Annotated in this window: 15 protein-coding genes; 8 read left to right on the top strand and 7 right to left on the bottom strand. The window is 37.8% G+C overall.

All coding sequences use genetic code 11. From position 1 onward, the window contains the following. Positions 1–303: 303 nt before the first annotated feature. Together D1013_RS02700 and D1013_RS02695 are read right to left on the bottom strand one after the other, a co-directional pair. The gene (locus tag D1013_RS02700; protein ID WP_121847418.1) at positions 304–2,409 is read right to left on the bottom strand and encodes an IPT/TIG domain-containing protein; all 2,106 of its coding nucleotides are present in this window, start codon (positions 2,407–2,409) and stop codon (positions 304–306) included. A 135-nt stretch (positions 2,410–2,544) separates the two neighbouring features. After that, on the bottom strand, positions 2,545–5,481 hold the full coding sequence (locus D1013_RS02695; RefSeq protein WP_121847417.1) for a hybrid sensor histidine kinase/response regulator transcription factor: 2,937 nt from the start codon (positions 5,479–5,481) through the stop codon (positions 2,545–2,547). Between the two features lie 203 nt (positions 5,482–5,684). On the opposite strand from D1013_RS02695, the gene D1013_RS02690 reads away from it, so the two are divergent. Then, positions 5,685–6,818 carry an epoxide hydrolase family protein gene (locus D1013_RS02690; RefSeq protein ID WP_121847416.1) on the top strand — a complete coding sequence of 378 codons (1,134 nt, stop codon included), beginning with the start codon at positions 5,685–5,687 and terminating at the stop codon, positions 6,816–6,818. 374 nt (positions 6,819–7,192) lie between these two features. After that, the gene (locus tag D1013_RS02680; RefSeq protein ID WP_121847414.1) at positions 7,193–7,789 is read left to right on the top strand and encodes a DUF6624 domain-containing protein; all 597 of its coding nucleotides are present in this window, start codon (positions 7,193–7,195) and stop codon (positions 7,787–7,789) included. Between the two features lie 92 nt (positions 7,790–7,881). Here the strand turns inward: D1013_RS02680 and D1013_RS02675 are convergent, their stop codons facing one another. From D1013_RS02675 to D1013_RS02665, 4 genes are all read right to left on the bottom strand, one after another. After that, positions 7,882–8,901 (bottom strand): aldo/keto reductase, encoded by a 1,020-nt coding sequence (locus D1013_RS02675; RefSeq protein WP_317125490.1) that lies wholly within the window; start codon positions 8,899–8,901, stop codon positions 7,882–7,884. Beyond that, entirely contained in the window at positions 8,847–9,671 is an 825-nt protein-coding gene (locus tag D1013_RS02670) for an MBL fold metallo-hydrolase (RefSeq protein ID WP_121847413.1), read from the bottom strand. The genes D1013_RS02675 and D1013_RS02670 overlap by 55 nt, the downstream gene beginning before the upstream one ends. Positions 9,672–9,755: 84 nt before the next feature. Continuing rightward, positions 9,756–9,881 carry a hypothetical protein gene (locus D1013_RS20575; protein ID WP_262688823.1) on the bottom strand — a complete coding sequence of 42 codons (126 nt, stop codon included), beginning with the start codon at positions 9,879–9,881 and terminating at the stop codon, positions 9,756–9,758. Between the two features lie 47 nt (positions 9,882–9,928). Then, entirely contained in the window at positions 9,929–10,348 is a 420-nt protein-coding gene (locus D1013_RS02665) for a DoxX family membrane protein (protein WP_121847412.1), read from the bottom strand. Positions 10,349–10,427: 79 nt separating this feature from the next. Between D1013_RS02665 and D1013_RS02660 the strand changes: the two genes are divergently transcribed. After that, positions 10,428–11,264 carry an AraC family transcriptional regulator gene (locus tag D1013_RS02660; protein WP_121847411.1) on the top strand — a complete coding sequence of 279 codons (837 nt, stop codon included), beginning with the start codon at positions 10,428–10,430 and terminating at the stop codon, positions 11,262–11,264. Positions 11,265–11,539: 275 nt separating this feature from the next. Here the strand turns inward: D1013_RS02660 and D1013_RS02655 are convergent, their stop codons facing one another. Beyond that, entirely contained in the window at positions 11,540–13,198 is a 1,659-nt protein-coding gene (locus tag D1013_RS02655; RefSeq protein WP_121850569.1) for a sulfatase family protein, read from the bottom strand. Positions 13,199–13,832: 634 nt separating this feature from the next. On the opposite strand from D1013_RS02655, the gene D1013_RS02650 reads away from it, so the two are divergent. The 5 genes from D1013_RS02650 to D1013_RS02630 all read left to right on the top strand — a co-directional run bounded on the left by D1013_RS02650 (position 13,833) and on the right by D1013_RS02630 (position 22,064). Then, positions 13,833–14,432, top strand: a complete 600-nt coding sequence (locus D1013_RS02650; protein ID WP_121847410.1) for an RNA polymerase sigma factor — start codon at positions 13,833–13,835, stop codon at positions 14,430–14,432. 104 nt (positions 14,433–14,536) lie between these two features. Beyond that, a complete protein-coding gene (locus D1013_RS02645; RefSeq protein ID WP_121847409.1) occupies positions 14,537–15,574 on the top strand; it encodes a FecR family protein in 1,038 nt (345 codons plus the stop codon). A 123-nt stretch (positions 15,575–15,697) separates the two neighbouring features. After that, a complete protein-coding gene (locus D1013_RS02640) occupies positions 15,698–19,129 on the top strand; it encodes a SusC/RagA family TonB-linked outer membrane protein (protein ID WP_121847408.1) in 3,432 nt (1,143 codons plus the stop codon). A 10-nt stretch (positions 19,130–19,139) separates the two neighbouring features. Beyond that, complete coding sequence (locus D1013_RS02635; RefSeq protein WP_121847407.1) at positions 19,140–20,654, top strand: RagB/SusD family nutrient uptake outer membrane protein; 1,515 nt, start codon at positions 19,140–19,142, stop codon at positions 20,652–20,654. Between the two features lie 18 nt (positions 20,655–20,672). Then, positions 20,673–22,064, top strand: a complete 1,392-nt coding sequence (locus D1013_RS02630; protein ID WP_121847406.1) for a sulfatase family protein — start codon at positions 20,673–20,675, stop codon at positions 22,062–22,064. Positions 22,065–22,522: the final 458 nt, after the last annotated feature.

Here is a 22,522-nt window from a genome sequence, read left to right as displayed (position 1 = left end):
AGTTTTTTTTAATCTTTATGGTAAGCCACCCTAAAGTCATGTTCAAAAGAAACAAAAGAAGATAATTTGACCAGCGAATAACAGCACCCTATGCAAACGTAAACAAGCATGAGTCAAAAAGCGGGAAATTCCGGTCATAAGGGAACTGACCACAAAAATCACCAATAATTTCTGTGCCGTCATAGAAAAACTGTTCAATCAGCACCAACGCTGAATTTATACATATAGCTCGAAACTATTAGTAAAGGTCAAGAAGAAATACCGAAAGAGAGACTTCAATATCTCCGTCTCGACCACGCTTGTCTAGTTCGACGCAATATTACCCGATGCATTGTTGGCATATGTATTGCCCGATTGGGATAGATTATTGCTACCCTGAACAAAATCAATACCCCAGCCACCACTGTCTTTAACAGAACTGTTTTGTAGCGTCAAATTTGCACCGCATGTCATTACAATGTTACCCTGCCCCCCAGCATTGTACATTTGTTCTGCTCCTCCTCCAATTATTTCGCAATAGGTAAAAAGGTTTTCACTGCTACTGGAATTGATTCCTATACCTAGCCACGTACCTTGACCTTCTGAAGCTCCTCGAAATATGATAGACTCTTCCATAGTGCCCTGAGCATTCAATGACCCTGTGGTTGGAATACAGTCCACTCCGGGACTTCCCAAAACCAATCCGGCACCTGTTTCAAACTCTAAGATTGTACCCGCTTCAATAGTAATTGCTTTTTCCACATAGGTTTCGCGACCTGATAGGTCTGTATCTATTCGATAGGGAACATCCAGTTTTTTAATGACCAAATCGGCATCGGTCACAGCATCACCTTCCACTTGAATATAGGTTCTACCGTTGCCATTGGCATAAGAGGTTGCGGGATCTAACTGATTTACTTGCGGCAAATGCAGCCAAACAGGGGCCAATTCGTTATCGGACAAGGTATTTTCTTGAAAATCTTCGAGCTCGGCATCATCATCTAAAACATAAATACCAAATTCGCCACTTTCCGAAATTGTAGTGTTTTGAATGGTTACTCGGCTATCGCATTGCAAAGTGATATTAGCTGCGAAAGTAGAGGCATTATAGATGCCATCGCTGCCACCCCCTGAGATTTGGCAATAGATGAGTTTGTTGTTTGGGCTTGACGAATTGAACCCAATACCCAACCATGTGCCAATACCTGATGTTACTCCCCTAAAAGTTATTGGGTTTGCCATGTTTCCTGTAGCATTAAGGGAACCAGAAGCGTTTGAACAATCCGAAGCTGCTTCTCCCAATCTGAATCCTGCACCCGAAGTAAACTCTAAAATATTCCCTGGCTCGATATTCAAATTATTCTTGATATCATAGCGTGTACTTTGAACAAATCGATACGGTACATTTACTAATGCCATGCTCACTTCATCATCTTCGATTACATTTTCCCAAACCTCAATATAATCCTTGCCGTTGCCTTGATAATCAGAAGCGCCATCCAAAGCACCCAATTGATTGAAGAACAAGCCTACCGGAGCATCTTCATTATTCGTTATGGTATTTTCTGAAAATTCTTTTAGTTCACTCTCATCAGTTATAAATAATCCATATCCGTCATTATTTTCAATGGTACAATTGACTATTTCGGCACTTGAGTCCTCATCCCTCGAAAGTTGGACGGCGCCTTTTTCACCCGATTGGCCAGAGGCTGTTCGTCCAGCATGCATCACAGATACATATTCCAAACGATTTTCAGGATGGTTGGAACCAAAGTAAACACCCTTCCAGACACCCTTGTTTTCTGAAGTACCCTTAAATATAATAGGGTCATTTGAAGTTCCAATGGCCTTTAATCCACCCCCCTCACTAGTGTAAATTCCACTTTCTTCACCTTCAAAAGCTATTATTACCCCTGGTTCAATGGTCAAAAGCGCATTGCCCTTCACCGAAATGGCACATTGCACCACATAGTCAATTTCATTGCCCGGAGCGATATCTGGCCAAGTTGTATTATCAAAGATTTCATTAGTGTCACATAAAGAAGCATTGGCTTCAATAACGGTAAATGAAGGCCCAGTGGCGGTCTCACCATCAACCACTAATGAAACCGCACCTGAGGTTGCATTATCCGGAACATTAACTACCAATTGGGTACTTGTAGCCGATTTTACATTGGCAGCCGTTCCATTAAAAGAAACCTCATTTTCATTGCTGGTTCCACTAAAATTGTTACCAGAAATCGTCACCTCTGTACCAATTGTACCTGATGTTGGTGAGATGCTTGATATCGTAGGCACCATCACTTGTGGGTCATCATCCCCAGAGTTATCGTCACCACTTTTACTACATCCTATTACCACAAATAGGATAATGCAGCTTACGATTTGCAGTATTAAACTACTTTGCGCTTTTACGTTTGATTTTTCCATAATTGAGTCCTTTTTAAAAACAGTGGGGAAACGTTTGGAATGACACCAAAACTAGGTTGCGTCGTGAATCGATACTGACAGCATAAGACCAAAAAGTGACACTATGGTTCCAAATACTGTTCTAACTTTCAATAATTAATACGAAGATGGGGAGACACCGTAGAGCGCCTTGAAGCATTTAGCGAAATAAGATAAGTTGTTAAAGCCAACTTGATAGGCAACCTGAGTTACAGTATCTGCCTTTTGTGATAATAATTGGGCTGCACGTTTCAATCTAAAATTACGCAGCAACTCCCCTGGAGATTCATTGGTAAGTACTTTAATTTTTCGGTGCAACTGCGTTTTGCTCATTGCAAGGGCTTGTTGCATTTGAGGTACTCCGAAATCTGGATTGGCATATTCCTTTTGTAAAAGGTTCAAAACCTTTTCAAGAAATTTTCTATCCAACGAAGTTGTGGTAATCTTTTCAGGATGAACGGTATTTTCATTTTCCCGATAATAAGATCGTAAACGCTGCCGCTGCCCAATTAAATTCTTGACCCTCGCCATCAATTCCTTGGCTTCAAATGGTTTGGTAAGGTAATCGTCGGCCCCCGTTTCCAAACCCTCAATCTTGTTTTCCACACCAGCTCTGGCGGTCAACATAATAATAGGAATATGGCTTGTTTCAATATTGGTCTTCAATTTTTTACAGAGTGCCATTCCATCCATTTTTGGCATCATCAAATCTGTAATGATTAAGTCGGGAGAACTTGAAGATGCCTTTTTAAGTCCTAAATCGCCATTTGTCGCTTCAACGACACGATAGTCATTTAGAAGTTGGTTCTTGATGTAATGCCGCATATCGTCGTTATCTTCAATAAGTAATATTTCAGGAAGATTACGTGCATCTTTATTTGGCAATTCAAAAGATGTAGGCAAATCGGTCGTCAACCTCACGTCTTTAATGGGTGGACTAGTTGAAGGTTGCGGTGCCTTAATTTTTTCCATGGGAATATGAACCGTAAAAAAAGTGCCCTTTCCCACCTCGCTTGAAACCGTAATGGTTCCGTCCATCAGCTCTACCAAATCTTTGGAAAGGGACAAACCTATGCCCGAACCTTCCGTCTCTTTGGTAAGACTGTTATCCACTTGGTAAAAACGGTCAAAGATAAACGGAAGTTTCTCCTCAGAAATACCACGACCCGAATCCGAAACCTGTATAATCAACTCATTATTGGCATAAAAAGCCTTGAAAGAAACATGCTCGCCATATTCACTGAACTTGAAGGCATTGCTTAAAAGATTGTACACTATCTTTTCTAGTTTATCTCTATCGAAAGATGCCCAGAAGGTTTCGTTTGGAACGTTCACCCGATAATCAATTTTACGTTGCGCAGCATGCGAATTAAATGAACTGGCTGCTGTTCGCAAGCACTTAAAAACATCGCCTTCGGTAGATTTTATTTTGGATTTTCCTTCGTCAATCTTCGAAAGGTCCAACAGCTGATTCACCAGTCCTAAAACTTTATTGGTGTTTCTTCGAATCATTTTTACTTCTTCCCGATCAAGATTTTCATCGGGGTTTTGCTCCAACCTCTCAATCGGACCTTTGATTAAGGTAAGCGGCGTTCTGAATTCGTGTGAAATGTTGGCAAAAAAATTGGACTTCAATTGGTCAAGTTGCTGTAGTTCTTTGTTGGCTTTTTGTTTGATGCGAAATTGATTGTACAACAAAGCAGCCAAAAGCAAAATAAATAGGGCCAATACTATCAAGCCATTGCGCTCGTTTTTTCTTTTGCCCAATTGTAAGGTCTGCACCTCTTTTTCCGATGCCAACAAGGCAATTTCTTTGGTCTTTTGTTCATTTTGATAATTGGCCTCAATATCAGCGGCAAGGTCTCGCTTTTCAATATTGTAAAGGCTATCTCGCATGGTTTGATATTGAATTCTGTAGTCGTAAGCCCCTTTATAATCCGCATCGGCATATTTTACCTCAGAAAGCGTTTTGTAGCCATCCATTACCGTAAGATCAATTCCCAAGGCTTGGGCCAACTTTACCGCGCTCCCTGAATATAATGCTGCACTATCCAACTGCTTTTCGTAAAAAAATTCTTGACCCAAAGACTGACTGGTCATAGCTATGTTTATAGAGTCTGCAATGGCATGGGCAATAGTCAATGATCTATGATAATTATGTATGGCGAGTTGCGATTTTTTTTGGTCGGAAAAAATGTTTCCAATGTTTTGATAGACTTGACACATTTCTCGTTTCAGGTCCATCGTTTTATAACTTTCCAGTGCCTGCTGGTACTTGTCAAGTGCTTTATCGTGATTCTCTTGATTTCGATATATCATTCCCATGCCCTTTAGAACAAAGGCCCGACCAGGAAGAAAATCCACTTTTTTAAAAATGCTATCACTTTGCTCATAATAGTTGATGGCCTTTTCACTGTCATTCAGTTTTTGACTGATCATCGCGATGTTCGCCATGTTGATTCCTGCATTTTTTACATTACCAATTTCGGTATTGATTTTGGCGGCATCGGTATAGGCTTGCATGGCCTTTTTGTATTCCCCCTTTTCATTATGAATATTACCCAAATTGTTATACGAGCTGGCAATTCCCTCCAAATCCTCTAGCTTTTTAGAAAAAGTAAGATTTTGAACATGGTACTGTTCGCCCAGCTCCAAATCACCTTTAGCCGTATAGGTAGTGCCCAATCCTATCAATGCAATGCCTTTTCCAGAATTGTCTTCAATATCTTCGGCTAGTGACAAGGCTTTTTTGTAAAACGTGATGGAAGAATCGTTTTGGGAGCGACCGTTTAGTAAACCGGCGTAAGCATTTAAGGCCCTAACCTCGTATTTTTTATCACGAATGCGGGAAGCGAGGGTAAGTGCACTTTGAAGGTATTCTTCTGACTTTTCTGGGTTTTCATATCGATAAGCACTTGAAAGGGCCAAGAGCAAGGTCACCTTGGTGGAATCTACTTTTTCAGAACCTAGCCGTTGTTGTAGACTATCGATTTTTGACTGTGAATGGCCAAAAACCGAAACAAACAGCATTATTGCGAAAAGTCTTTTAACCATAGCTAAATGTAAGCATTATACTTTTGTAAAACACTTATTATAAAGCGATTAAACACTATCTTAAATTATAAAAAGATTTGTTTGGCCAACTAGCCATAGTTCTTTGCGATGATGGGAAGAATTACTATTAAGTTCCAAATATAAATGATATATAGATCATATGATTTATATTACAATGTTGTGCATAATGCGGAAAAGCAAAGATGAAAAAAGAATTTAAAGTAAACATACCGCAATCCGAAATAGACGATTTAAAGGAAAGGATTAGGAAAACGAGATGGTCAGAGGAAACCGAAAGTTCCAACTGGGCATTAGGAACTGAAACGACTTATCTCAAAGAACTTTCCGATTACTGGGAACAAAAATTTGATTGGAGACAAATCGAGAACAACATCAATTCCTTCCCAAATTTTATAATCGAAATTGACCATTTAAAAGTTCATTTTCTTCATATCAAAAGTAACCGAGAAAATGCAATACCTCTTTTGATTACCCACGGGTGGCCCGGTTCGTTTTTAGAAATGCTAAAAATAATACCGTTTTTAACAGACGAATTTGATTTGGTCATTCCGTCAATCATCGGATTTGGATTTTCAGAAAACAAAATAAAAAATGATGTCGACTATGGTTTTGTAGCCGAAATTTGGCATAAATTAATGCTTGAACTCGGCTATCAAAACTACGGATTGCAAGGCGGGGATTTGGGAGCTGGAATTAGTATCCGATTGGCACAGAAACACCCTGAAAATATCATAGGGCTGCACCTTAACTATATTTCCGACTCCTACAAACCCTATTCAGTAGACGAAAAGGACAATGAAGTCAAAGAGTATCAGGAATACTTGAAAAACTGGAATGAAAAAGAAGGGGCATATGCAATTATGCAAAGTACAAAACCTTTGACATTGTCATACGGACTTAACGATTCACCTATTGGACTCTGTGCATGGATAGTCGAAAAGTTCAATGCTTGGAGTGATCATAATGGAAACATCGAAAACTGTTTTTCAAAGGATGAATTGATTGCAAATATCAGTCTCTATTGGTTTACGAAGACAATCTATTCCTCGATGAAAATTTATCATGGCATAAGTTTAAGTCCTTTGGTTTTTAAAGAAAAAGATTATGTAAATGTTCCGATAGGTTTTGCGAAATTCCCAAAAGAATTACCTGTTCCACCGAGAAAGTATATAGAAAAGGGACTGAACATCGTACATTGGACGGATATGCCAAAAGGTGGACATTTTGCCGCTTTGGAACAACCTGAACTTTTGGCATCCGACTTAAAATCGTTCTTTAAGAAAATAGAAAGAAGCACTATGCAAAAGATTGTATAACCGCAATTAGGCGGATTCGACTAAGTCCAAATCCTCTCGGAATTGCTAATGGCAGTTCTAAATCGAAAACCAACGAATAATTACCCGTAACTGACGGTTTTACGCAAACGTTGATCGTAATTTTGGAGCAATATTTGAGGCTAAGACCAATATGAAAAGTATATACCACTTGCTAGCCATTTTACTATTAGCCGTAAGTTCTATTTTCGGACAGAACCATACTTTTTCGGAATTTGATTTATACGGCTGTTGGAAAATGGAATTTGCTGAAAAACAAAATGTAATTAAGAAAAGGATTTATGTTCCATGCGATATTTTGAAATCGGAAAATTCCGTAAAGCACTCTGATATTCTTTGGAAAGCCTATAATAAATGTGAATTACAACGAGATTGCAGAAAATATAATCGAACTGAAAAATTCTGATTTGGAATTTCGTGAAAAGCTAATTGAAAGTGGAAAACTTGGCGATGGCTATAATCAAGAAATGGCTGAAATCCACAACAAAAATGCAAAAACTCTCAATGAAATAATTGACAAAATAGGCTATCCTACAGTTGACAAAGTTGGCAAAGAAGCAAATGAAGCAGCTTGGTTAATAATACAACATTCTATTGGCCAACCTAACTTTATGAAAAAGTGCGTACAACTATTGGATATAGCGGTTAAACAAAATAAAGCCAATTCTAAAAATTTGGCTTACTTGACCGACCGAATAGCGGTTTGTGCGAATAAACCACAACTTTATGGAACTCAATTTGATTGGGACGAAAATGGAGAATTGAGCCCTAATCTTTTTGATGACTTGAAAATGGTGAATCAAAGGCGAAAATCTATCGGTCTTAATTCAATTGAAGAACAAACTGAACTCATCAGGAAACAGGCTAAAAAGAACCAGCAATCGCCACCTACAGATTTTAAACGAAGAAAAAAAGAAATCGAGGAATGGAAAAAGATTGTTGGTTGGATATAATAAAAAACCTGTCCATAGCTCTCACGTTACTTCATTAAAAGCTCTGAACAGGTTTTTTATGATACGCACTCCTAGTGCTAATAACTATCTATTTAATATGTGCTAGCATCATTTAATAATTGCAAATCTTCATTTGTTAATTGAATATCTGAAGCCGCAAATAATGTTTCTAAATGGCTCTTTTTAGTAGCGCTAGCCACTGGAGCTCCAAGATTGGGTTGTGCTAATAACCAAGCAAGTGAAACAGTGGCTTGCGAAGTATTATGTTTTTGAGAAACTTCATCTAGAGCCCTTAATGTCTTAAATCCTTTCGGATTAAGATATTTCCTGACACTTTCCCCTCGAACACTTTTGCCCAAATCCTTTTCTGATCGATATTTTCCTGTTAAAAATCCCGAGGCCAAAGACCAGTATGGAAATACGCTCAAACCATATTTTTCTGCTAAGGGTGCATATTTCGTTTCATAATTTTCTCTCTCCAAAAGATTATAATGTGGTTGTAATGCTTGATATCGAGGTAATTCATGTTCTTCTGAGGATTTTAAAGACTCCTCAAGTCTTTGAGGAGATAGGTTTGAAGCCGCAATATATCTGACCTTACCTGCCTTTACCAGTTCGTCATAGGCCTCCAGTGTATCAACGACTGGCGTTTCTTCATCATCAAAATGTGTATAGTAAAGGTCTATATAATCTGTCTTTAAACGCTCCAAAGACTTATCTACTGACTTTAAAATATGTTTTTTGCTAGTATCCACTGGGTGTATTCCAGTTTCACCACCTACTTTCGTAGCAAGCACAATATTTTCTCTATTCCCTCTTTCTTTCATCCATTTACCAATTATGGTCTCAGACTGACCCCCTTCGTCATTTTTAACCCAATACGAATACATATCCGCGGTGTCTAAAAAGTTGTATCCTCTTTCTACAAATGCATCTAAAATTTTAAAGGATTCTTTCTCATCCAAAGTCCATCCAAAAACGTTTCCTCCCAAATTAATTGGTGCAACATGAAGGTCAGTATTTCCAATTTGTAACTTTTTCATAGCCATATCTTTTATTATTTTCCAATTGATTTTTCCATTAGGATGCGCCAAACATTCATAGGCAGCCATTCATCATAGTTCTTCCATTCTTTATATTTTGGAAGTTTAACGGTTTCCGGTATTTCAAAAAAAGCTGTTCCTTTATCCAATTCCAGCTGAACAGCCTCATATAGATCTTTAAAATATTCTTGGACCAAATGCAGATCCTTTCTGGTACCTATAGCTCTAACATGAGACATAAGCAATTTATCAAACTCCAATTCATCAATTTTTTCAAGAGAGGATACCCAATTTTGAGGATCAGCATCAGGTAAATAGGCGTAGAGCACTCTGTCTGGAACAACAAGATCTATGGTAAAAACAATATTTTCTTCTGCAAATCTGAAAACCGTCATTCCGTCACCATGATTTCTTCCATAGAAATAAAGTTCCAATTCTTTATTTCCGATTATAATTTCATTTTTCATTCCGGTCCAGGTTTCATCGGGTTTTAATACTACCGAATTTGGAGTAATATTCTTAGCTGCCATTTCATGACTAATAATCTTCGTACCTGCCGATTTGAATATAGCCGCCCCACTTATATGGTCCCAGTGATTATGGCTATAGAACACGTGACTTATAGGTAAATCTGTAATCTCACGAATAGCCTTCTGGGTCGCCTCAGCATGATTTTTATTGATGGGATCTATCACCACTACGGAAGAATCTGTGACATAAAATACTGAAAATGTCCTGTCACCAACCATATATAAGTCATCATTCACCTTAACAGTATTGTACACTTGCGCTTCTAGAATTCCGGAAACCAATACCAGTAGAAATACCAACTTTTTCATATCATCAAAAATGGTTAATCAATTTCATTTGTACACCCCTATTAACTCTCAGCGAGTCACCAGATATAAATGAGGCTAAAATAATTATCCTATAGATAGATTGCTCAATTTTACCAGAACCAGAACATTTACACCTACACTCTTTTTGAAAATATCCATTTCCAAGATTTTTGCTTTTTCTTCCTTTACAATATCAAAGCAATCTTTCATGGCTAACGATTCAGTTATTGCCTAGATTATGTTCTGCAATTAGTACCCTACAAGCCCTTAATATTACTTAATGGTCGATTTATCTTTTCAAGAAATGAATTATTATAATCAGCAAAAAGAAACAAACCCGTAAGGTAAAGTCCATAGAACATTTGTGTACCCACTGCCGACCAATTTCCCTGTAACGAAGAACCAAAAATGAGTATACATATTAGGATCGTTCCTGCCATTGAAATGAGCTTGATCCGTAATCCTAAAAGTAAAGTCAACCCAAGTAAGAATTCAATAAAAGGCAGAACAATCGAAAATGGTTCAACAATATATAAGGGTAGTACAGTTTCAGAAAACCCTTGAACCATCCCTTCTGAAAATTGATTGATTTTTGGTATTCTCACAATTCCATGCCCTATAAAACTTACCGCTATTGGTAAACGAGCCAAAGTGTAAGCTGTCGTCTCTTTTTGCACTTTATTCTTTTTTCAAAGTAAACCATTTATCAAGTTACCTCGATTGTACTTTTCTATTGATTTATTGTACTTTTCAATCATGAAACGTTATAAACAATTTAACAAATTAGTAGTCAATGATTTCTATACCGATGTATGGAACCATCCCGCTCACAACCACAACCATTTCGAAATAATATTTATAGCAAAAGGTACTGGAGTGCATTATCTAAACCATAAAGCGATACCTTATAAAACTGGGCACTTATATCTCTTGGGGCCAGAGGACGAACATGAATTTAAGGTACATGAAAAAACAAGGTTCATCTATTTTAAATTCACGAAGTTTTATCTGGATACTGATGATGTTGATAACCCAGCCTTATGGAATAAGGATGTCGATATATTATTAAATTCCGAACAACGTAATAAAGGAAATCTAATTAAACACCCAGAAGATGAAAACCTTATTCAAAATCTATTATATCTGATCGTTTCGGAGTATAATAGGAATGTTATACTAAGCCGTAAAATCATTTTTCAATTCTTTAAGGCTTTAGTGGTTATCCTGAAAAGAAATCTAGTTGAATTTGAATCTAAACGTGTTAGAGATAATATGGGGAGTAAAATAGAAAAGATTCTGGAATATATCGAGTTGAACATTTACGACCCAAAAATGCTAACGCATAAAAAGATTGCAGAGTATTTCAACCTTTCCCCTAACTACGTGGGGATATATTTTAAAGAAAAAATGGAAACATCCCTTAAAAAATATACCCAGGAGTATAGATATGCTTTACTAAAACAGCGGTTGGAAAATGGGCAATCCAACAATAAGCAACTGGCATACGATTTTGGATTTGTTGATGAAAGCCACCTATATAAATTTATCAAAAAGGTTAGCGGAAAAAAGATTAGAGATCTTAAATATAATTAGCAAAATTAAAATGGGCTAAAACATCATTAACGTTCTTCAAACTCATTATCCCGTAATTTTGCTAAAAATGTAGCTGTTGGTCTCATAGCTTCACTAAATTATTCCACCAACAAATCACGGTGGCACCAATTAAACGAATCGAAATCTGCAATTCATATGGAAAAAGCGTCTTGTATAATTCATACTCAAAATCTTAGAGATCATTTTTGAAAAATAAAGCGTTGAATTAAGTCAATCGATTTTTATCATTCCAGATAAATTGAAAATAGCAATCGCTATTCTTTTGATTCATTCTTTTCTTCTGACTGGCTCCCAAATATTTTCATCAATTCTTCCCTAGGAAACTTCCAATACTCGATATAGGGGTTCTTCTCTACCTTTTTATGGTACTCCTCAATGAATTGTTGATTTAGAGAATCACTGTCGCCGTATTGACCTCGGAGGGTTTCGAGTTCTTTATGCAACTTGGCCTGTACATCGGCATAGGCCTTTTGATCATACACATTGTTCATTTCTTGAGGATCTTTCTTTAAATCATACAATTCCCAAAGGTCCATCTCATAGTAGAAATGGATAAGCTTATATCGGTCGGTGGTTATTCCATAATGTCTTTGTACGACGTGCTCCGATGGGTGCTCGTAATAGTGGTAATAATGAGCTTCCCTCCAATCATCTGGTGTTTCACCCTTCAATACAGGCACCAGACTTCTCCCCTGCATCTCAGACGGAAATTCCCCTCCGGCTATATCAATAAAAGTCTCAGCAAAATCCAGATTCGATACTAATTCATTATTGACCGAACCGGCTTCCGTAACTCCCGGCCAGCTAACCAACAACGGGGTTTTCAGAGACTGGTCGTACATCCATCGTTTATCGAACCAACCATGCTCGCCTAAATAAAATCCTTGATCGGAAGAATATACGACTATCGTGTTCTTATCCAAACCTGACTCCTTCAAGTAGTCAAGCAATGCACCAACACTCTTATCTACTGCCGATATACAGGCCATATAATCACGCATGTATCGCTGATACTTATAGCTAACGAGTTCTTTTCCTTGCGGATTGGTTTTTCTGAAATCTTCAAGAATCGGATCATATATTTCTTTCCATTGTGCCTTCTGTGCTTCATTCATATTGCCAGGAGGATTTTCACTTAGCTTCAAATCGTCCTCCAATCTCATCGCATCGGCAATGGACATATAATTCGCTGCGGCCGCTTCTCTTCGGCCTTCGTATTCATCAAAGAGGGTGGGCGGTTCGGGGAAGGTCACATCTTCGTACATACCAAGTTCGTTGGGGCCCGGCTGCCATCCACGGTGGGGTGCTTTATGCCACATCATCAGCATAAACGGTTGTTCGTCATTTTTGACCGAATCAAGCCAATCCAATGACTTCTCGGTTATGATTTCCGTAGCATAGCCCTCTTCGGTATATTCCCCTTCCTGATTTATAAAAACTGGATTGTAGTATAGCCCTTGTCCGGGTAAAATGTCATAGTAGTCGAAACCAGTGGGCGTCCCTCCCAAATGCAGTTTTCCAATTGTAGCTGTTTTATAGCCAGTTTTCTGAAGAACCTTGGCATACGATTGCTGATCGAAATCAAACTGCGAACCAATCGTGTTGTCAATAAATCCATTTAGGTGACTGTATTTTCCGGTAAGAATGGTGGCCCTAGATGGTCCGCATATAGAGTTCGTCACCAAGCAATTGTTAAATCGCATACCTGCTTCGACAATACGGTCTATATTGGGTGTGGGTGCCAATTTAGCCATAGGCCCACCATAAGCACTTATTGCTTGATAGGCATGGTCATCACTCATAATAAAAATGATATTGGGCTTCGCCGGTATTTCCTTTTTTTCAACTGCATCTTTGCAGGAGCTAAGACTAATTGAAATACCCGTTAAGAGAATTAAATAGTTTAACTTCATAGGTGTATCCTTAGACCTACTAATGTAGGTAATTTTAATGTGGTTTGGTATTGCACTAATTTTTATACTCCATGACAAATTCATGCACCATTCCAATAATGGAAAAAGCTATAAAAACACGTATAATCACTAAAAATTCACTTTTTTCAATTGGTTTGGAGAACGAGATTTTTCAAAAAGAAATAAGAGCCATAGTTAAAAGTCATTAACCGCAATAATGTAATAATTCGTCTGCAAATAGTGAGTGCTATTCAAATGAATTGAAACAAAAATGGAAAACGTAATAACTCCAAAAAAGGCTTGAAGAATTATAAGTTATAGAAACAACGATTGAAATCAAGAACCATTCTCATTCATTTTAATTTGAGACATATTTCTCGTCAATTGCCATCCTAGTTTTACAAATAATTACTGCTACCCAAAATAGTCTTTGGCTCCTATGAATAAAAAAAGAAGGTTCTTTTTAGTACGCACAGGTAGAAATTCTTCTTATTGAAAAGGCATATCACACAAACCCTAAATTATTACATATATAAAAAAATCATATATTTGATGTCTTTGTTGTAAAAAATCAATGGTTAAAATAGTTAATTAACAATCAGAATTATTTAGAATTGCAACATTGATTCCTCATATGGTTAAAATTGAGCAAATAAATCACTACGAAAGTTTAGCTGACCAAGAGGCCTGGAAGGGTTTGCAGCAAGGCGATTTGAATTCTTTGGGTGAGCTATATGATTTATATGTCGACAAACTTTTTTATATAGGGATCAAGATTATTAACGATCGAAATATCGTACAAGATCAAATTCACGATTTGTTTTTAGACTTTTATAAATCTCATGAGAACCTCTCAGATGTTACCAATGTGCAGGGCTATGTAATCACTTGTTTTAAAAGGCGACTTTACAAACACAATAATTTAAAGGTCAAACATGTAAATGTTATCTGGGACAGTAAAGCCAATAAAATTGCCAACGACTTGAAGTTAGTTTCCTCCCATGAGGAAAATATTATCAATTCTGAACTACAGATAGAGCGCAATTACAAATTAGAGCGAAAGTTTTCCAAACTAACAGACCATCAAAAAAGTGTTCTAGAAATGCGCTTCCAAGAAAATAGGTCGTATGAGGAAATTGCCAAATTATTAAATTTATCGGTCTCTTCGGCCCGCACTTTATTATATAGGGCAATAAAAACCCTCCGCAACACTTCTCTATCTCTGCTCTTTTAATTTTTTTTCATTTATGTGTCTATAACGATAGAGTTTTAGACTCTTATTAATAGACCGGTCAACTTGATTCTGCAAATAGGGCAGATTATAAGGAACTTATATAGATGAAAACTGACAAAGACAATTCACTAACTGACAAGGAAAAAAGAGCATTGCGTCGCCGTTTAATGAATTCAGCAACGAATTTGAATAGGAAAAGAAAACGTAATCGATATTACATTCTTTTCGGTACCGCAGCAAGTGTTATACTTCTCTTAGGATTGTTTTTAGGCAACCACAATAAGGCAGAAAAAGGTTTACAAGATTTTGTGGATAAAACTCCCAGAGTTGATATAAAATCGCTTGATAAAACAACTGTCGTCTTAGGGGCAGGTGAGAATATTGCTATCGATAGTACGAGTACGGTTCAATATTCGCCCAATGGTTCTTATGTAGATTTTGGAAAGGGAAAGGTTTATAATCAAAGAGCTGTAGTTAATAAAAAATCTATTTATAATACAATCCTAGTTCCGTATGGAGAACGTTTAGATGTGATTTTATCGGATGGCACTCATGTATGGATCAATTCCGGTTCTAAATTAATTTATCCTGCTCAATTTAATGAAAACGATAGGTATAGAGAAGTTTATTTGGAAGGAGAGGCGATTTTTGATGTAGCTCATAATACCCAAAAACCATTTAAGGTGCTTTCTGAAAATCAAGAAATCGAGGTTCTTGGTACTGTTTTCAATGTTTCCGCATACTTGGAAGACGAACATTTAGAGACTGTTCTAAAAAGTGGAAGAATCAAGCTTACTTATCTGAAGGATGAATCAAAATCATTTGTAATTCAACCTGGAACACTGTCAAGCCTAAATGTTACAACTTTTCAGATTGACAAATATCAAGTTGATGTTGATGATTATTTTGGATGGAGAGAGGGTTATTTAAGTCTTAAACGGGAACCGTTGGACCACATTGTTTCAAAATTATCTAGATACTACAACGTAGAAATACTAATTGCCGATGAGCAATTATCTAAGGAGACCTTTTCAGGGAAGTTGGATTTAAAGGACAATATCAGCAAGGTACTTGAGAATATTAAGATGACCACCAAAGTGAAGGTCAATATAGAAAAGGATAAAATTATATTAACCAGATAAACCAAATACTCAAATGCTTATGAAGTAATAGTCAAATAAAAAACCAGCAAGTGCGCCAACACTTACTGGCTGATATTAGAATTATCGCTACTAACAATAATTAACTAATTGAATAACAAAATTATGAATAAATACCCAAGATGTGCCTCTCAATCGGGTAATATTACTGCGAAGCACATTATCAAATCAGTTATGAGAACCATCGTACTACTTTTAACGTTCGGGTTGACTACGGTGATGGCAAATGATACCTTTTCCCAAACTCGAATGAATATTAAAGTGGAACAAGTTTCACTTGAAAACTTGCTCAATGAGATACAGAGAAACAGCAAATTCATCTTTTTCTATAGGGATGATATATTACCGAAAGGAGAAAAGGTATCGGTAGCCAAAGAAGATGCTACATTGGAATCTATTTTAAAACCAGTTTTAAATAGATTTAATCTTGGCTTTAATGTCAACGACAGACAGGTGACAATTATTAAATTGTCAGATACTCCATTATTAAAAATAAACAATGGCATAAAGCCTCAAAGCTTTTTAATTTCAGGAACGATTATAGATTCCAACGGAGAACCCCTCCCAGGTGCAAATGTCCTTGAACAAGGAACAACCAATGGTACACAAACAGATTTTGACGGAAACTTCTCCCTAAGTCTTTCTTCATCTAGCGCTACTTTAGTCATTTCGTATATCGGTTTTGCCACAAAAGAAGTTCCTGTGAATGGTCAAAATTCGGTCAACATTACCCTGGAAGAAAGTGCTGCCGGGTTGGAAGAGGTAGTAGTGGTTGGTTTTGGCACGCAAAAAAAACTGAACTTGACAGGCGCCGTAAGTGCCATTGATAGTGAAGATTTGCAGAACAGACCTATTACCAGTTCAAGTCAGGCCTTACAGGGTATTCAAGGGGTGTATATCAATCAAGTGGGCGGACAACCCGGAAATGATGGAGCCACCATCAGAATTAGAGGCGTGGGTACTTTAAACAACAATAACCCCTTAGTTCTTGTCAATGGTATCGAGTTCCCCATCAACGATTTAAATCCTAACGATATTGAAAGTGTAACGGTTTTAAAGGATGCCGCTTCAGCCGCTATATATGGTTCGAGAGCTGCGAACGGTGTTGTACTCGTAACAACAAAAAAAGGTTCCGAACAATCTCAAATATCCTATAGCAACTCGGTCGGTCTACAAGAGGTTATCTCTTTACCTCGAGTAGTGAAAGACCCGATTCGATGGATGGAGTTATATTCCCAAGCTCAATTGAATTTTGGTACTAGCGAGGATGCGTTAGTATTTCCACAAAGCCTAATTGAAGAATATCGTCAAGGTATGCAGACCGATCCATTTACTTATCCTAATAATGATTGGTATGATATCATGTTCGACCCTGCTTTTATACAACAGCACAATTTAAGGTTTACGGGAGGCAGTTCTAAATCGACCTATGCACTTTCTTTGGGAATTCTTGATCAAAATGGTGTTTTGAGAAGCACCGATTCTGAACGATACAACACTAATTTCACGGTCAATTCAGACTTGAACAAATTTGTTTCCATTGGAGGTACTTTCAACTTCTCGTATAAGACGAGAGATGAACCAGTGGTAGGCATACCAGAAGTCATGGAAATGATTTTCAAGGCACAGTCTTATCATCCTACAAAATTGGAAGACGGAAATTATGGAATGAACTTTTTCGACATCCCAGGTCACCGTCGATTTCGTAGTCCACTAGCCTTAACGGACGAGGGAGACACGGATATCCGCAACATAAAACTATTCCTAAATACTTTTGCGGAAATCAAATTACCCCTCAACATTGTTTACAAATTGAACATTGGTTTGACCAGTGAAAATGAACGTCGTAAAATCTTTACACCTCAAATAACACTTTACGATGCTAAAACCAAAGAACCTACACAAATACAAGCGGGTGGTAACCCATACGTAACTTTTGCCGGACAGCAACGCGGCGTTGATCAAAGGGATGATAAATCTTTCAACTGGACCGTTTTCAACACCCTTAAATGGGATAAATCTTTCACGGACAGAACTGATTTAAGTATTTTATTAGGTACGAGTTACGAAAAATTTGATGACAGTTTTTTCACGGCCTCCAACGAAGGGTACTTAAGTAATAATCTTTACGAACTCAATGCGGGGAGCACCAACCCTATCGTAAGTGGCACATCCACTGAGTCCAGTCTTGTATCCTACTTTGGTCGGGCAAATTTTGTTTTAAATAGTAAATATTTGTTTGAGGCCAATTTTAGATATGACGGCTCATCTAGATTTGCTCCAGGTAACAAGTGGGGGTTTTTCCCGTCTATGTCTGCCGGCTGGAGAATTAATGAAGAAAACTTTCTAAAAGATATTGATTGGCTAGGTCAACTAAAAGTAAGAGCCTCTTGGGGACAATTGGGTAATGAAAGAATCGGATTTTTTAGATATCTTGATTTAATTTCCCCTGGACAGGATTACACCTTTGGCAATGTCATTAATCCAGGTACAGCAGTATTAGTTGATAATGATGATGGAATTTCTTGGGAAACCACAACGATTTCCAACATTGGTGTTGATGCAAGTTTTTTCGGCGGAAAACTTACCACTAGTTTTGAATACTTTGATAAAACTACCGAAGACGTTTTAAGACCTGTCGGCATCCCTTCTCAGGTAGGTTCCCTAGGAGGACCCATTCGCAACATTGGTGCTATAGAAAACGACGGGATAGAATTTTCACTCGGACATAGAGAGTATTTTGGAAATTTCAGATACAATCTTTCAGGAAGTGTAACATATATTACCAATAAAGTGGTCGACCTTAATGGTGAAATCATATTGGAGGACAATTCAACCGACGGTAGGGGACCTTTCAATATTACGCAAGAGGGAAATCCAATAAACCAATTCTTACTGTATCAGGCCGATGGACTGTTTCAATCTCAAGAAGAAATTGATGCTCATGCATTTCAAGGTACAGATACTCAACCTGGCTATATTAAATATAAAGACCTTGATAACAATGGCGTTATCGATTTAAATGACAGACAGGCCGAAGGTAATACCATTCCAAAATACACCTATTCCTTCAATCTCAATTTTGGTTATAAAAACTTTTCCTTAAATACTTTTTGGCAAGGTGTTGAGGGAGTGCAGACTTATAACAAACATGTTTCCGGGGTGCCATTTTGGTTCGGAACCTCGTTACCTGTGGGTTGGGCGAATGATTCTTGGACTCCTGAAAACAGGGATGCAAGTTTTCCTATTCTGACCAGATACCAAGATACTCAAGCAACCTTATTTAGACCAAGTGACTATTGGTTGCTAGATGCTTCCTATTTAAGGTTGAAAAATATCCAATTGGCCTATGATTTTAATGCCGAGGTGCTTGAAAGCATTGGAATGACAAAATTGTCAATATTCTGCAACGCCCAGAATCTTTTGACATTTACCCCATTAAAGGATTTTGACCCTGAGACCGATTTAATTGGGAACAACTTCTTTGATTACCCTTCGACCAAAATTTACACCATTGGTCTTAACGTCTCATTCTAATAAAAATATCATGAAAAGATTTAAATCCCTATATATATTCTTTATCTGTATTTCAATGTCTATCAGTTGTTCCAAGGAACTCTTAGAACTTGAACCAGCCGATCAAAGTTCGATTGAAACCTATTGGAATTCCGAAGATAATGCAGCTGCAGCCCTCACTGGTTGCTATGAGCCCTTATTAGGGCCTTACTATGGCGAAGGATCATGGTTGCTAAAGTTGGAGGATATCACCCCAAATGCCTTTGAAATTGATGATGGAAGTGGCGCCTCCTCCATAGCTCGTGGAGACAATAATCCGACACTACCCCTGATTAATTCCAGATACCAAATTGCCTACGAAGGCATCGGAAGAACCAATACTTTTTTGGCAAATATTGATGCGGTTCCTATGGATGAAAACCTTAGAGCAAGATACATCGGAGAGGCTCGCTTCTTAAGAGCTTTTTACTATCACAATCTCATAGAGTACTACGGTGGGGTACCTTTGATTTTGGACCCTCCCAATAATAACACTCAAGGTCAATTACCTAGAAACTCAAAACAGGAAATTCTGGAGGTTATCTATTCTGATCTAGATGCCGCAATCAATATATTACCCGTATCGTATTCCAGTACAGACCAAGGAAGAGCCACTCGAGGTACTGCATTAGCATTAAAGGCAAGGTCGGCCTTATATAATGAAAGATGGTCGGAAGCTCTTGAGGCTGCGCAAGCCGTAGTTGATTTGAATGAGTACGGCCTCTTTCCAGACTACCGAGGACTATTCTTGTTAGAAAATGAACGAAATAGTGAGGTAATCTTTGATGTGGGATTTCAGTTTCCTGAAATCACCAATAACTATCATGAACTTTTCCAACAGGGGAATGTTTTTAAAAGTTTGGTCGATGCATATTTAATGACAGACGGTCAAAGCATTGAAGAATCGAATCTTTATAATCCGGAAAGCCCTTTTGAAAATAGAGACCCACGTTTAAACCAAACCTTAATCACTATTGGATCGATGTTCAATGGTCAATTAGTCACAGGAGATGAGCTGTTCGCCGATTTAACGGGTTATGCCTATAAAAAGTACACCTACTTTACTGATAATGAATCAAGAACGGCTCCACAGCCGAACCAATCGGAGATTAACCCGATTCTATTTAGATATGCCGAAATATTATTGACCATCGCAGAAGCAGAAAATGAATTGAATGGCCCAACTTCTAGAGCATATGATGCCATAAACGAAGTTAGGAACAGGCCATCAGTAGACATGCCCAACGTTATGGCCGGACTTTCACAAGCAGAGTTTAGGGAAGCATTACGTTTAGAACGAAGAGTGGAATTCGCCGGAGAAGGGCTTTACTACAAGGACATAGTAAGATGGCGTACTGCTGAAGTAGTAATGAACGAAGATGGCCTAGACCAAAATGGTAATGTAATTGAAAGTAGAAGTTTCAACCCTGACAGGGATTACCTATGGCCATTACCCGATAGGGAAATCTTGTTAAACTCAAATTTAGAGCAAAACCCAGGGTACTAGAAAATATAAAATAAGCATATGAAAATAAGTAACAACCATTTAATTTATTTATGCTGGCTGATAGCTCCTTTTTTAGCTTGGTCTCAACAAAATTCAAAAAAGGCACCTAATGTAATTGTAATACTTACGGATGACCAGGGCTCGATTGACTTGAACGCATATGGAGCTACTGATTTATATACGCCAAACATGGACAGGTTGGCAAAAGAAGGCGTAAGATTTACCCAATTCTATGCCGGAGCTCCTGTTTGCTCTCCATCAAGGGCCGTACTGTTGACAGGCAAAACCAACTTAAGGGCAGGACTCCCCAATAACGTACCTATTCCAGAAAGGGCTGAGGAGACAGGTCAATACGGACTTCCAACAGAGGAAATCACTATGGCGGAGATGTTAAAGGATAATGGTTATAGCACCGCATTAATTGGAAAATGGCATCTAGGGCATCGCCCTCAAAACCTACCAAATGGTCAAGGTTTTGATTATTTTTTTGGACATCAACGAGGGTGTATTGACAATTATTCACATTTCTTTTTTTGGGATGGCCCCAATAAACATGACTTATACAGAAATGAGGAGGAAGTCTATTATCCTGGGGAGCATTTTTCAGATTTAATGGTTGATGAGATAAAGGGCTTTATAAATAATCAAAGCGAAAAACCATTTTTTATCTATTGGGCATTTAATGCCCCACATTATCCATATCAGGGCACTCCAAAATGGCTAGATCATTATAAAGACCTTCCAACTCCGAGAAAGGAGTACGCATCATTTTTATCGAATACAGACGAACAGATTGGTAAAGTTTTGACTTACCTAGATGAAAATGGTCTTACTGAAAATACCATCGTGATTTTTCAATCAGATCATGGCCACTCGAAGGAAGCTAGAGCTTTCTATGGTGGTGGAAATGCAGGCCCATATCGTGGAAGTAAATTCAGCATGTTCGAAGGTGGGATTCGAGTTCCGGCCATTATTAGATATCCTAAAGAAATTCCTGCCAATGAGGTACGTGAGCAACTGGCCATGGAAACGGATTGGTTCAGTACAGTTGCCGACTTGGCCAACATTGACATCACCGGATTAAAAGTGGACGGAAAAAGCTTAATGCCTATTATTAAAAATGCTAAAGATGGTTCGCAACATGAAACAGTTTACTGGCAGTTGGGCGGTTATGATGATACCACCGCACAATGGGTTGTACGGAAAGGACCTTGGAAACTTATTGGCAACGTAAATGAACCACTAGGAGAAATGAAACAAAAGCAAATCCCCGAACTCTTTTTGGTGAATTTAGATGAGGATATAGGAGAGCAAAATAATCTAGCCGAAACTAATCCACAAAAATTAAACGAACTCTTACAATTGCACGACGTGTGGCTTAAATCGGTAAGAGATGAAATGAATAAATAGTTATAGCTTAATTGTTGAGTTGTTAGTTAGTTAAGAAAGGGCGGAAAATATTCCGCCCTGGTTTATTTCCGGTAAATTATCGATCAAGAAAAGAGACCTTTTTTCATAAAGACTTGAAATTTTGGTTTGAATAGGAATTGAATAAAAAGGGTATTGCTGAAAAATATTTGAATGTCTTAACCACATAGTCATACAAACAATTAATTGAATACATTCAATTAACTAATCCTTTAAAAATCAATTGCACTGGCTAAAGAGTTGATTTGAGAAGATAAATTTTTTATGGTTTAAATTTATACACCTAAACGACCTAATAATTCGAAAGCAAAAAGTAAAGCATATGATCCGATATATTTGAAGAAAAATATTTCATATTTCCCTCCAAGCCATAACTTATCCAAACAGCGAATCAAAAGGCCTTCCCACAAATCTTTTCCCGAATTTAGCAAGTGGATCTT

Origin of the sequence: Euzebyella marina (genome assembly GCF_003687485.1) — a bacterium.
GTDB classification, from domain to species: Bacteria; Bacteroidota; Bacteroidia; order Flavobacteriales; family Flavobacteriaceae; genus Euzebyella; species Euzebyella marina.
This window is presented reverse-complemented; position numbering and strand designations above follow the sequence as displayed.

Bases quoted from the DNA above. Each gene is read 5' to 3' on its own strand.
- D1013_RS02645 (WP_121847409.1), top strand. From the start codon at position 14,537: ATGAAAACTGACAAAGACAATTCACTAACTGACAAGGAAAAAAGAGCA.
- D1013_RS02655 (WP_121850569.1), bottom strand. From the start codon at position 13,198: ATGAAGTTAAACTATTTAATTCTCTTAACGGGTATTTCAATTAGTCTT.
- D1013_RS02660 (WP_121847411.1), top strand. From the start codon at position 10,428: ATGAAACGTTATAAACAATTTAACAAATTAGTAGTCAATGATTTCTAT.
- D1013_RS02670 (WP_121847413.1), bottom strand. From the start codon at position 9,671: ATGAAAAAGTTGGTATTTCTACTGGTATTGGTTTCCGGAATTCTAGAA.
- D1013_RS02635 (WP_121847407.1), top strand. From the start codon at position 19,140: ATGAAAAGATTTAAATCCCTATATATATTCTTTATCTGTATTTCAATG.
- D1013_RS02630 (WP_121847406.1), top strand. From the start codon at position 20,673: ATGAAAATAAGTAACAACCATTTAATTTATTTATGCTGGCTGATAGCT.
- D1013_RS02695 (WP_121847417.1), bottom strand. From the start codon at position 5,481: ATGGTTAAAAGACTTTTCGCAATAATGCTGTTTGTTTCGGTTTTTGGC.
- D1013_RS02640 (WP_121847408.1), top strand. From the start codon at position 15,698: ATGAATAAATACCCAAGATGTGCCTCTCAATCGGGTAATATTACTGCG.
- D1013_RS02690 (WP_121847416.1), top strand. From the start codon at position 5,685: ATGAAAAAAGAATTTAAAGTAAACATACCGCAATCCGAAATAGACGAT.
- D1013_RS02650 (WP_121847410.1), top strand. From the start codon at position 13,833: ATGGTTAAAATTGAGCAAATAAATCACTACGAAAGTTTAGCTGACCAA.
- D1013_RS02675 (WP_317125490.1), bottom strand. From the start codon at position 8,901: ATGGCTGCCTATGAATGTTTGGCGCATCCTAATGGAAAAATCAATTGG.
- D1013_RS02700 (WP_121847418.1), bottom strand. From the start codon at position 2,409: ATGGAAAAATCAAACGTAAAAGCGCAAAGTAGTTTAATACTGCAAATC.
- D1013_RS20575 (WP_262688823.1), bottom strand. From the start codon at position 9,881: ATGAAAGATTGCTTTGATATTGTAAAGGAAGAAAAAGCAAAAATCTTG.